Origin of the sequence: Roseovarius sp. 10 (assembly GCF_033100315.1) — a bacterium.
In the GTDB taxonomy this organism is placed as follows: domain Bacteria; phylum Pseudomonadota; class Alphaproteobacteria; order Rhodobacterales; family Rhodobacteraceae; genus M30B80.
On sequence record NZ_JAWLVH010000002.1, the window covers coordinates 124,620 to 136,756 of the forward strand.

Sequence of the window (12,137 nt, forward strand, 5' to 3'; positions counted from 1 at the left end):
TATCCAACTTACCAGCCTTTGCGCCGCGCCTCTATCACCACCAAAGGCCCAAAGAGGTTGAAATTCAACCCTCTATCAGCTGCGCACCCCCGCAAAGCGGGCTTGCCATTCTTCGCGCTGCTCGTCACTGATCTTTGCGAAAAGAACCTCAGGCACAGTGAAGCTCTGCCCCGCTGGCAGCCGCGAGAGGCCTTCTGCGACATCTTCGGGCCATGCGTAATCTTTGCACCCCATCGCATCCAACATTGCCTGTGCGGCATCTGGGATGAACGGCGCGGACAAGAGCGCATAAAACGGGATGAGGTTCAGAGAAAACCGCGTGATGGCCGCGGCGCGATCTGGATCTTCCTTGAACACAGTCCAAGGGGCTGCAGATTGCAAATATTCATTCCCCAAAACCCAAATTGCGCGCAACTCGGCGGCGGCTTTGCGAATTTCAATCGCCTCCATATGCGCCTGATAGGCCGCAAGGCGGGCCTGTAAATCAGCCATCAATTGGGCCTCTTGTGCGCTGTAGTCGCCCGCCTCAGGGATCACTTCACCGAATTTCGAGCGGCAGAATTTGGTGATCCGACTGACAAAATTGCCCAGAACATCGGCCAAATCCTTGTTCACGCCTGCTTGGAAATTCTCCCAAGTGAATTCGCTATCCGAGGTTTCTGGCGCATGGCTCAGCAACCACCACCGCCAATAATCCGAAGGCAGGATCGACAAAGCCTGATCCATGAACACGCCACGCCCTTGGCTGGTCGAGAATTGGCCACCATCATAATTGAGATAGTTGAAGGATTTGATGTAATCCACCAGCTTCCATGGCTCGCCAGAGCCTAAGATCGTTGCAGGAAAGCTCAAGGTGTGGAAGGGCACGTTATCCTTGCCCATGAACTGGACGTAACGCACATCTTGGGCGCCCTTGTCAGTACGCCACCACCGCTCCCAATCATCTCCCTTGCCTGCGTCAACCCATTCTGCGGCGCAGGCGATATATTCAATCGGGGCATCGAACCAAACATAGAAGACCTTGCCCTCCATCCCTGGCCATTCATCCTTGCCCTTTTTAACAGGAATGCCCCAATCCAAATCGCGCGTGATGCCGCGATCTTGCAACCCTTCCCCGTCATTGAGCCATTTTTTGGCGATAGAGGTGGTCAGAATTGGCCAATCTGTCTTGCTGTCGATCCACGTGTTCAATTGATCCCGCATAGAGGATTGGCGCAGATAGAGATGCTTGGTTTCACGCGCCTCCAAATCTGTTGAGCCAGAAATCGCGCTGCGCGGATCAATCAAATCGGTCGGGTCAAGCTGCTTGGTGCAGTTCTCGCATTGATCCCCACGGGCCTTGTCATAGCCGCAATTGGGGCATGTGCCCTCAATGTAGCGATCAGGCAAAAAGCGGCCATCGGCGTTGGAATAGACCTGCCGCTCGCTCACCTCAGAGATCAGCCCTGCCTCGGCCAAACGGCCTGCGAAATGCTGGGTCAATTCGTGGTTCTGCGGGCTAGAAGACCGGCCAAAGTGATCGAAACTCAGGCGAAAACCCTGTGCAATCTCAGCCTGAACTGCGTGCATTTTTGCGCAATATTCCGCGACATCCATGCCCGCTTTGGCGGCGGCTAATTCGGCGGGCGTGCCATGCTCATCCGTGGCACAGAGAAATAAAACCTCACGGCCCCGACCGCGGTTGTAACGGGCGAAAAGATCAGCAGGCAATTGGCTGCCTACGAGATTTCCCAAATGCTTGATCCCATTGATATATGGGATCGCCGAAGTGATCAGAACACGCTCCATCACGCCCGCCTTGTCTTAGATGATTTCCTTCGCTCTCGCGTCTAACCCAAAGCAAAGCGGATGGCTAGACGGTGCAAAGATGTCAAACAAAACTGGGCGCTATGGATTTCGCACAAAGGCCTGAGGATGCGCGCGTCACGCGCCATGCGGCGGGCGGGGCAAGGCGCGCGCGCAAACGCTGCATATGCCATGCGCGCCCCTCCAGACCTGCGGGCAGATTTCCTGCAAGCGCCCCTTGCATGGATAAGGCCCCATGATTGGCCGCCAAGGAAAAGCGCGTCTCAACCCCAGCCGCGCCCCCATGATGCGGTGTTAAAATCGCGGCGAAAGGCTGCTTTCCCGCATGTTCAGCCGCCAGATGCAAACGGCGGATCGCGGTCAGGTTGGGTGGCTCTAGAACTTCGGCCACCACGGTTTCACAGGCCCCGCTGCGCAAAGCCTCCTCCATGCACCATAACAGGTCTTCGCGCCGCTCAGGCGCGACAAAGATCATGCGGGCGGGGTCAATTTCCTCCGCCACGGCTTGCATATGCAGATGATCAGGGTGCCACGCAGGGCGGATCCAAAGCACCGCCCCCTCCATCCGCGCCGCCGCCCAAAGCGCCAGACGCCGCCGTGCGGGGCCGCAAAACTCATGCACCCGCCCAAGCCGCAAATCACACCCCTCGAAAAGGCGCAAAGACGGGTTTGCGCGCGCCACAGAGGCCGTAATGTGATCAAAAGAGGCATGGGTGATTTGCATAAGGCGAGACTAAGTGTTCTTCTTTTGTTCTGCAAGAAATTTTCGCACTCCCCTTGCCCTTCTTGGGCATCTCGCTACCAATAACGCCGAAGATAGCAGCGAAGGATAGGATGGGATGCGCAAAATTCAGCTTGGCACCACAGACACAATGATCACCGATTACTGCCTCGGCACGATGACATGGGGCAACCAAACCCCAGAGGCAGACGCACATCGTCAAATGGATATGGCGCTTGCGGCGGGGATCAATATTGTCGACACCGCCGAGATGTATCCCGTTAACCCTGTGCGGGCGGAAACAGTCGGCAATACCGAAACCATTCTTGGCAATTGGAACCGCGCCAACCCTGCGCGGCGCGGCGATTATATCTTGGCCACCAAAATCACGGGCAAAAACGCCGCGTTTGTGCGCATGGGTGAGGATATAACAGCCGCAAGTTTTACCGCAGCACTCGATGCCTCGCTCGCACGACTGGGCACAGAATATATCGACATTTACCAAATGCATTGGCCCAATCGCGGTTCATATCATTTCCGCCAAAACTGGGGCTATGATCCTTCGGCACAGGTGAAATCCGTGACACTGGCCCATATGGAAGAGATTTTGGATGCGGCAGATCGGATGATCAAAGCAGGCAAAATGCGCTATTTCGCGCTGTCCAATGATACGGTCTGGGGCGTTGCGCAATGGATGCGCCTTTCCGAAGAGCGCGGCCTGCCGCGTGTGATTTCCTTGCAAAATGAATATTCGCTCCTGTGCCGCCTCTATGACACAGATTTTGCGGAACTGGCCGTGAATGAGCAACTGACCCTGCTGGCCTACTCACCGCTTGCCGCGGGCCTTTTGACGGGGAAATACCAAAACGGGGCCATTCCAGAGGGCTCGCGCATGGCGGGTAACGGGGATTTGGGCGGACGCAAAAGCCCGCGCGTCTTTGATGCGGTCGCAGCCTATCTAGACTTAGCGCAAAAGCACGGGATTGACCCCGTTCACATGGCTTTGGCCTTTACGGTGCAGCGCCCTTTCCCTGTCTCGACCATCTTTGGCGCAACCACAAGCGCCCAGCTTACCCGCATTCTAGATGGCTTAGATGTGACCCTATCGGGCGACATTCTGGACGAGATAGACGCGATCCATCGCGCCCATCCGTTGCCCTATTGATGCGCCTGCGCCTCACCCAAACCGCGCTCGTCTTGGCCCTGTGTTTGATCACAGCCTGCAGCCCCCCCATGGTGGGGGCAAGACGGGCGGATGCACCGATTGCCTCGACCACGCGGTTTGAAGCCTCTCGATTTGCGGGGCCATGGGTGATGCGCCACGCCATTGATAGAACCGCCCCGCGCAACCTCAGCTTTGAGGAAGGCGGCGGCCAAATCATAGGTTTGCATTATGTGGATGGGTCTGGCCAAAGGATGGCGCTGACCTCGGACGGCCCGCACCCTGCCCGCTTTACAGATACGCGCGGGCGGGCGCTTTGGGTGCTTTGGGTTGATGATGACTATCGCACCGCATTGCTAGGCGCGCCTGACGGGCGCTTGGCGTGGATCATTGACCGCAGAAAAACGGGGGGCGCTGATCGCATTGACGCTGCAGTGCGCCTTGCTGCGGCCAATGGTTACGACCCGAATGATTTTATCGCGCTGAACCCATGACTGCGCGCTTGCCCTTTCACAGGAAAGGCGCAATCTGATCGCATGCCAATTTGGATCGCCGCCACCATCTTTGCCGCCTTCATGCAGAACCTCAGGTTTCTGTTGCAGCATCACTTGCGCAAAAGCGCGCTGTCAACCGCAGGCGCCACTTGGGCGCGGTTTCTTTACAGCGCGCCCATCGTGGCCTGTGGCGTGATCCTATATGCCCGCCTACGCGGGTTTGATTTGCCGCAGATCCAACCCCAGTTCTGGGCCTATATCGTTCTTGGATCATTGGCCCAAATTCTGGCCACAGCCTGTGTTGTGGCGCTGTTTGGGTTTCGCAACTTCGCAATTGGCGTAACCCTGAAAAAGACGGAAACCATCCTGACCGCCTGCCTCGGTTTGGTGGTTTTAGGCGAAGGCGTATCAGTATGGGTTTTTGCCGCCATCGTGGTTGGGGTGATCGGCGTCATTTTGATCTCAGACGGGGGGCAAAAGGGCGATGGCCAAACCCTACTCCCACGCTTTGCCACCAAGGCCGCATTTTTCGGGCTGGCCTCTGGCGGGCTATTCGGGGTGTCTGCCGTGACCTATCGCGGCGCGATCCTCAGCCTTGAAGGGGGGGATGCGCTGCTGCGATCTGGATTTGCCCTTGCAGTGGCCTGCGCCATCCAAGCCAGCAGTTTGGGCCTTTGGATCGCTTGGCGCGAGCGCGCACAAATTGGTTCTGTGCTGCATCAATGGCGCATTGGACTTGCCACAGGGGCCACCTCACTTTTGGGTTCACTTGGATGGTTCTTGGCCTTTGGCCTACAAAATGCGGCATTGGTCAAAGCGGTCGGGCAAGTGGAATTGGTCTTTACCTATCTCTTTTCCATCTTCTGGCTCAAAGAACGAAGCACCAAAAAAGAGGTTATGGGATTGGTTCTGATCCTCGCCGCGCTGCTCGCCATTATCCTGCAAGAGGCGTAAGACAGCGCCATGTTCACAATACCCCTCGCCATTGCGCCGATTTTCGTTCTAATTGCCACAGGCTACGGCCTGCGCCGCGCGGGCCTGCCCTCGGCCGAGTTTTGGAACCTCAATGATCGTCTGGTCTATCTGGTTCTGATGCCTGCCATCTTCTTTGATAGCATTTCTACAGCCGATTTGGGCGCCGCTGCGTTGGGTGGCTTTTCGGCATTGCTCTATGCGGGATTTTTCGTGGGCATCCTTGCGGGGCTCATCGGGGCAGGCTTAATGCGCCACCATGGGCGCGCCGCAGGCAGTTCTTTGGTGCAAGGGGCGGGACGGTTCAACACGTTCATCGCCCTTGCGGTTGCAGGCGCCCTCTATGGGCCTGAGGGATTAGAGCTTGCGATTTTAGGCGCGGCCATTCTGGTGCCTGTGGTCAACCTCACTGTGGTGACCACGCTTGTCCTCATGTTGCCACAAGAGCGCGGCACGGGGATTGGCGGCCAGATCACCGCCACGCTGAAAAATCTTGCGAAAAACCCTTTGATCCTGTCGATTGCCGCCGCCTTAGCATGGAACCTTGCAGGGTTGCCGCGCGTGCCAGTTTTTCATGACAGCCTCGAAATTCTGGGCCAAGCGGCCCTGCCCATCATGTTGCTATGCGTTGGGGCAAACCTCAAACTGCGCGGTCTTTCGGCGGAGGCGGGGCCATTATTTCTTGCAGCCATCGCAAAGCTTGGCTTGTTTCCTGCAGCAATTATGGGGTTGGCTTTGATCCTCGATGTGCCGCCCCTACAGGCACAAATCGCGCTGACCTTTGGCGCGCTGCCAACAGGCGTGGCCGCCTATACATTGGCCCGACAAATGGGGGGGGATGCGCCGCTTATGGCCGCAATGATCACGGTGCAAACGCTGCTCTCCTTCGCAACCATGCCATTGTGGCTGAGCCTTGGGGAGCGGGTTTTCGGCCTATAGTTATTTCAGCGCAACGCCGTGTCGACCTGCCAAATCAGTGAAAAATTGCCATGCCACGCGGCCTGACCGCGCCCCGCGTGTTGCAGTCCACTCAATCGCCTCGGCACGCAACTGATCTTGGGGCACAGCCACACCATAGGCACGGCAATAGCCGTCAATCATCTCGAAATATTCGTCTTGCGTGCAAGGATGGAACCCAAGCCACAGCCCAAACCGATCCGAGAGCGAGACCTTCTCCTCCACGGCCTCAGATGGGTTTATAGCACCGCTGCGCTCATTCTCGATCATATCACGCGGCATCAGGTGACGGCGGTTAGAGGTGGCATAGAAAATTACATTTTCAGGGCGGCCTTGCACACCACCATCCAAAACCGCCTTAAGCGATTTATAATGCTGATCATCATGGCTGAAGGATAGATCATCACAAAACAGGATCACGCGTGCAGGGGCCGCGCGCAACAGCGTCAAAAGCCTGCCAATCGTGGGCAAATCTTCGCGCTGCATTTCTACCAATTTGAGCGGCAGACCCTCGGCCACCACAGCCCCATGTGCGGCCTTAACCAACGAGGATTTCCCCATCCCCCGCGCGCCCCATAAGAGCGCGTTATTGGCGGCATAGCCGCGCGCAAATTGGCGCGTATTGGCCATAAGCGTGTCGCGCGCGCGATCCACGCCCACCAACATTTCAACACCCACGCGCGAAATCTGTGCGACAGGTTCCAAATGATCAGGATCTGCATGCCACACAAAGGCATCAGCCGCATCCCAATCAGGGGTTTGCGCGGCGGGCGGGGCCATCCGTTCTAACGCATCCGCAATTCGGGCAAGCTGCTTTTTCGCCATAGCCATTACTACCGTTTACTCTTTCTTCGCCGCGTCCTCTGCGGGCGCTTCATCGGCCTCGTCTTCATCCCACAGGCCTTCGGCCTGTAGGCGCTCCTTGCGCTTTTTCTCAACCATGGCGACCAAGAAAATGGAAATCTCGTAAAGCCCATAAACGGCGCTGAAAAGGATCAGCTGCGTGACAACATCGGGCGGGGTCACTAAGGCCGCAACGACCAAAATGCCCACAATCGCATATTTGCGCACATCGCGCAGACCTGCGGCTGAAACCAAACCCGCCTTACCCATCAAGGTCAAAAGCACGGGCAGCTGAAAGCACAGCCCGAAGGCAAAGATAAACTTAAGCGCCAGATCAAGCGACTCGCGCACCGAACCGAGAAAGACCGTTTGCAACTCTTGTGAGGGCGCGGAGGGTTGGAATTCCCCCTCCCCTGCAATCAAATTGGCCAAGGCAGGGATCGCATCGGAAAACCCGATGAAGAAATTCATGGCCAAGGGCGTGACGATGAAATGCGCGAAGGCAGCCCCCAATAGAAACAAAAGCGGCGAAGCAATCAAGAAGGGTAAAAACGCATTTTTCTCGGTCTTGTAGAGACCAGGTGCTACAAAGCGCCAAAGCTGATGCGCGATCACAGGGAAAGAAATCGCAAAGCCCGCGATCACCGAAATACGGATCAAGACAAAGAATTTCTCTTGCGGGGCGGTGAAGATCAAACGTGCATCTTCGCCCCGCGCGCGCAAGACATCGGCCAGAGGTTGCGAAATGAATTCAAGCAATGGCTCGGCTACAGTGAACATAATCACCATACCCGCCACAAAGGCCAAAACCGAGCGGATCAACCGCGTGCGCAATTCCGCCAAATGCTCAATCAATGGGGCGGAATGATCTTCAATCTCGTCTTCGCTCATGCCTCATCCGCCTTTTTCGCGCGGGGTTTAGGGGCCGCTTTGGGCGCAGTCGTCTTGGCCTTTGCAGGCGCGGCCTTGGCCCGTGTCGTTTTTGCGGGTTCGGCTTTTTTCACAGGTGCCTTTTTAGGCGTAGCCTTCGGGGCCGCTTTTGCTTTGGGCGCCGTCTTTTTGGCAGGCGCGGCTTTAGCCTGCGCTGGCACCTCGCTTGGTGCCTCTGCAGGCTCACTGCGCTTAACGGCAGGTGCGGGGGCTTGTGTCGGATTTCCTTGCGCGCCCGCAGGTTTACCCTGATTGCCCGTCTTCAGCGGCTTGTCGCTATTGAAATCTGCATCGAGATCAAGATCCGCGTTGAGAGATTGCTTGACCTTATCCAGACCATATTGACGCGGATTGGTCAGGGCTTTCATCTCGCGGTTCATTTCGCGCATGCCCGTTTGATCGGCCGCATCATTCATAGCCGAGGTAAACTCGCGCGCCATGCCTTTGATGCGGCCCACAAACAGACCCGCTTTGCGGAACATAACAGGCAAGTCTTTTGGCCCGACAACGATCAAGGCAACAATGCCGATCACCATCAATTCCATCCACCCGATATCAGGCATGGCGTCCCTCTCGTGACAAACCGCGATTAGCGCAGGGTTTCATGATCCCGCCCCGCGCCAAGGCGCAAGGCCAAAGACGATCATTAGGCCTTGTCACGCTCGTTTTCAGGGGTGACATCGCGCGCGCCCTCACCATCGGCAGCTTTATTTTCAAGCTCCTCGGTGCTGTCTTTGACGCCGCGCTTAAAGGCGGTGATACCTTTCCCCACTTCGCCCATCAGGCCCGCAATTTTGCCGCGCCCGAAGAGAACCAGCACGACCACCGCAATCAGCAAAAGCCCTGCAGGGCCAATATTGTTGAACATTTCGCTCTCCCATTTCAGCGCCGACTGATGCAACACTCCGCACATCAACCGCGCCGCGTTTATATCTTGGCCTCAACGCCATAGCCCCCAAAGGCCAATGCCGCTTGCCCACCAAGGGAATGTCGCGAAATCCTGCGCCGCCTGCAAGGGGCAAAACGACCCTGCACGCGGGAAACTGATCACGATTGTATAATGAAGGCCCGTTTAGGATGCTTTGGCCGCGGGAAAGACAAAACATTTCTCGCGGCGCAGGCTCAACCACATCGCGGTGCCTTTCTTGGGCAAAAATACGCCCGGCACCGTGGCACGGATCACCTCGCCGTTGAAATCCATGCGAAACTCAACAAGGCTTTCATGGCCCATGAAGCGCGCGCGCTCGACCATGCCGCGTGCTGGCACACCATCGCTGACAGTCGGGTTTGGGCCACGACCGCCCCGATCAAAATCAATCTTCACATGTTGGGGGCGAAAGACAATCTCAACTGCCGTGCCATCGGCGAAACCTGGCGCCAAGAATTGCCCAAAGGCGGTGTCGGTCAGCGCCCCTTCCACACGGCCAGAGATGACATTCACATCCGAGAAAAACGCCGCCGCCGCCTTGTCCACGGGGGCGTTGTAAATATTATAAGGCGCGCCCTGTTGCACGATCTGACCGTTGCGCATCAAGGCGATTTGATCTGCCATGCGCATCGCTTCCTCGGGCTCATGGGTGACAAGAACGACCGCTGTGCCCTCTTCTTTCAGCAATTCCAATGTTTCATCGCGGATGCCATCGCGCAGACGATTGTCCAATCCCGAAAAGGGTTCATCCATCAGCATCACTTTCGGGCGCGGTGCTAGCGCGCGGGCCAAGGCCACACGCTGCTGCTCGCCGCCCGACAGCATATGGATGCCTTTTTCCCCGTAGCCTTTGAGATCGACACGAGCGAGCAAGTCCTCAACCCGCGCGCCCACTTCAGGGCCGCGCCCCTTTAGACCAAAGGCAATATTTTGCGCCACGTTGAGATGCGGAAAAAGCGCGAAATCTTGAAAGATCAAACCGACCGACCGTGCCTCGGGGGGCAGATGCAGCCCTGCATCGGAGACAGTGACACCATCAAGCGCAACCGTTCCACCCGTTTGACGCTCGACCCCCGCGATGACACGCAAGGTGGTGGATTTTCCGCATCCCGAAGGGCCAAGCAAACACATCACCTGCCCAGCCGCCACCGACAAGGATATGCCCCGCACCACTTCCGTCCCATCAAAGACGCAAGAGAGGTTGCTTACCTCAAGCCGCGGGGAATTTTGGCGCGGGACTTGGTTCATAGGGCGCTTACATCCTGATAAAAACACTCAACTTGGTCAGCTATCAGGCACAAGCCCCCCTTTCAAGCGCCGCTTTGCTGCGGCCTCTCAAATGGTTATGGCGTTCTGACCACCATCCAAGAGCACATTTTGCCCCACCATGAAGCCCACATGTTGCGAGCATAGAAAGGCACAAGTAGCGCCAAATTCCTGCGCCGTGCCATAGCGCCCAACGGGTAGGGTGCCAAAGCGGCGGGTGCGTGCCTCCTCAACACTGATCCCCTCGCGTTCCGCCACACCCTTATCAAGCGCATCGGCGCGATCCGTGGCGTGAATACCAGGCAAAAGATTGTTGATGATCACCCCTTTGGCAGCAACCTGACGGGCTGTGCCCGCAACATAGCCCGTCAAGCCTGCGCGTGCAGAATTGGACAAGCCCAATTGTGGGATCGGTGCCTTGACCGATTGCGAAGTGATATTGACCACGCGGCCCCATGATTTTTCCATCATCTGCGGCATGTAATGTTTCATCAGCGCAATTGGCGTCAGCATATTGGCATCCAGCGCCTTGATGAAATCCTCACGCGTCCAATCTGACCACAAACCTGGTGGGGGGCCGCCTGCATTGGTCACAAGAATATCAATCGCACCCGCCCCCGCGATAACATCGGCGCGCGCTGCCTCATCGGTGATATCGGCGGCAATCGCGGTGACTGAAACACCATAGGTGTCGCGAATATGCGCGGCAGTCGCCTCAAGCGCCTCTGCCCCGCGGGCGTTGAGCACCAGATCAACCCCTGCCTCAGCCAAGGCTTCGGCGCAGCCGCGCCCCAAGCCCTTGGACGATGCACAAACCAATGCGCGTTTTCCCTTGATGCCCAAATCCATGATCTGCTCCCTCGCATTCCTTAATATCTTTCCTAGCGCGCAAGCGCGCCTCTGGGGGCAAGTTAGGTGCCTGTTGCCGCCAAATCCAGTCTTGCGCTAGATTTACCTTTCACCAAAAGCGCCGCTTGACCGCGCCCTGCCCCGTTTCTATTGAGAAAAAGGGAGGGTGAAATGGCCAGCTTACCCGCGCAATTAAAATTCGATGTTTATCCTGCCACGCAGTTCTGCGTGGATCGCGGCGCCAATGAAGGCGATGCGCTTGGCACCTTTGACGAGGTGGAAGCAGGCGATATCTACCGCATGCGCAAAGATGCCAGCGCCCTCACCCTTGCCATGCGGGATGATGCCGATGGCACGCAGTTGGTGGCCGAAGGCAGTCAATTGGGCCGTGCAGGCGACAAGCTGACGATTGCAGCCTGTCACCAATTGATGACCCCAGACGGGACTTTGGCCGAAATCCTGACCCTGACAATCTGGCCCGCGGGCCAACCCGCCCATTACATCCTGCCGCTGTGCAACCTTGAGCCGGGCGAAGATTATGAATTGGTGGGCTCTGAGGCCGAAACAGCATCGCTGCGCTTTGCTGATATTGCCTGCCTGTCCTTTTTGGCGGGCACACACCTTACCCTTGCCTCTGGCGCACAAATTGCCGTTGAGGCGCTGCAAGAAGGCGACCTGCTGCTGACCCGCGAAAATGGGGCGCAGCCTATTCGATGGATTGGGCGCACTGTGTTGCGCGGCACAGGCAGCACAGCGCCCGTGCTGATCCGCCAAGGCGCGTTAAACACGGCGCGAGATTTGGTTTTGATGCCGAACCATCGCCTCTTTGTGTGGCAGCGCCAAGATATGCTTGGCACAGGCCGGGCTGAGGTCATGGTGAAGGCCGCCCATTTGATTAATGGCAGCACGATCACACGGCTTGAGGGCGGCTTCTTTGATGGGTTCCAAATCCTACTTGATCGTCACGAAATCCTCTATGCCGAGGGGATCGCGGTCGAAAGCCTGATGGTTACAGGGCAAACCCGCCCTGCCTTGCCCGAAGCGATACTTGCAACCGCCGCGCCCGATCTAAGCCCCGAATTACGCACCGCACTTGAGCTTGACGCGCTGGCGCTTGCCCGCGCAGGGGGGGATCCCGCCAAGGCGCTTTATGAGGCCTCACTAGGTGGCAAAAAACGCCCCAACCCATAGCACATTCTGATCGCCTTG

Annotated in this window: 13 protein-coding genes; 5 read left to right on the plus strand and 8 right to left on the minus strand. The window is 57.2% G+C overall.

Features of this window, described 5'->3' with window-relative positions:
• Positions 1-75: 75 nt before the first annotated feature.
• Positions 76-1,788, minus strand: a complete 1,713-nt coding sequence (gene metG / locus RYZ18_RS07825) for a methionine--tRNA ligase (protein WP_317656014.1) — start codon at positions 1,786-1,788, stop codon at positions 76-78.
• A gap of 82 nt (positions 1,789-1,870) precedes the next feature.
• Complete coding sequence (locus RYZ18_RS07830; protein WP_317656015.1) at positions 1,871-2,530, minus strand: ImuA family protein; 660 nt, start codon at positions 2,528-2,530, stop codon at positions 1,871-1,873.
• A gap of 115 nt (positions 2,531-2,645) precedes the next feature.
• On the opposite strand from RYZ18_RS07830, the gene RYZ18_RS07835 reads away from it, so the two are divergent.
• The 4 genes from RYZ18_RS07835 to RYZ18_RS07850 are packed head-to-tail and all read left to right on the plus strand — an operon-like array spanning position 2,646 to position 6,094.
• Positions 2,646-3,692, plus strand: a complete 1,047-nt coding sequence (locus tag RYZ18_RS07835; RefSeq protein ID WP_317656017.1) for an aldo/keto reductase — start codon at positions 2,646-2,648, stop codon at positions 3,690-3,692.
• Positions 3,692-4,183 carry a lipocalin family protein gene (locus RYZ18_RS07840; protein ID WP_317656018.1) on the plus strand — a complete coding sequence of 164 codons (492 nt, stop codon included), beginning with the start codon at positions 3,692-3,694 and terminating at the stop codon, positions 4,181-4,183. Before RYZ18_RS07835 ends, RYZ18_RS07840 begins: the two co-directional genes overlap by 1 nt.
• A 42-nt stretch (positions 4,184-4,225) precedes the next feature.
• Positions 4,226-5,137, plus strand: coding sequence for a DMT family transporter (locus RYZ18_RS07845; protein ID WP_317656020.1), 912 nt, complete (start codon positions 4,226-4,228; stop codon positions 5,135-5,137).
• A 9-nt stretch (positions 5,138-5,146) separates the two neighbouring features.
• Entirely contained in the window at positions 5,147-6,094 is a 948-nt protein-coding gene (locus RYZ18_RS07850; protein WP_317656022.1) for an AEC family transporter, read from the plus strand.
• Here the strand turns inward: RYZ18_RS07850 and RYZ18_RS07855 are convergent, their stop codons facing one another.
• The 6 genes from RYZ18_RS07855 to RYZ18_RS07880 form a co-directional block, all read right to left on the minus strand.
• On the minus strand, positions 6,095-6,937 hold the full coding sequence (locus RYZ18_RS07855) for an ATP-binding protein (protein ID WP_317656685.1): 843 nt from the start codon (positions 6,935-6,937) through the stop codon (positions 6,095-6,097).
• 15 nt (positions 6,938-6,952) lie between these two features.
• A complete protein-coding gene (gene tatC, locus RYZ18_RS07860) occupies positions 6,953-7,846 on the minus strand; it encodes a twin-arginine translocase subunit TatC (protein ID WP_317656024.1) in 894 nt (297 codons plus the stop codon).
• Entirely contained in the window at positions 7,843-8,448 is a 606-nt protein-coding gene (gene tatB / locus RYZ18_RS07865; protein WP_317656026.1) for a Sec-independent protein translocase protein TatB, read from the minus strand. The genes tatC and tatB overlap by 4 nt, the downstream gene beginning before the upstream one ends.
• Positions 8,449-8,531: 83 nt before the next feature.
• Positions 8,532-8,753 carry a twin-arginine translocase TatA/TatE family subunit gene (locus RYZ18_RS07870; RefSeq protein ID WP_317656028.1) on the minus strand — a complete coding sequence of 74 codons (222 nt, stop codon included), beginning with the start codon at positions 8,751-8,753 and terminating at the stop codon, positions 8,532-8,534.
• A 204-nt stretch (positions 8,754-8,957) separates the two neighbouring features.
• Complete coding sequence (locus RYZ18_RS07875) at positions 8,958-10,061, minus strand: ABC transporter ATP-binding protein (RefSeq protein WP_317656030.1); 1,104 nt, start codon at positions 10,059-10,061, stop codon at positions 8,958-8,960.
• An 87-nt stretch (positions 10,062-10,148) separates the two neighbouring features.
• The gene (locus RYZ18_RS07880; RefSeq protein ID WP_317656032.1) at positions 10,149-10,928 is read right to left on the minus strand and encodes an SDR family oxidoreductase; all 780 of its coding nucleotides are present in this window, start codon (positions 10,926-10,928) and stop codon (positions 10,149-10,151) included.
• A gap of 171 nt (positions 10,929-11,099) precedes the next feature.
• Between RYZ18_RS07880 and RYZ18_RS07885 the strand changes: the two genes are divergently transcribed.
• Complete coding sequence (locus RYZ18_RS07885; RefSeq protein ID WP_317656033.1) at positions 11,100-12,119, plus strand: Hint domain-containing protein; 1,020 nt, start codon at positions 11,100-11,102, stop codon at positions 12,117-12,119.
• Positions 12,120-12,137 lie beyond the last annotated feature (18 nt).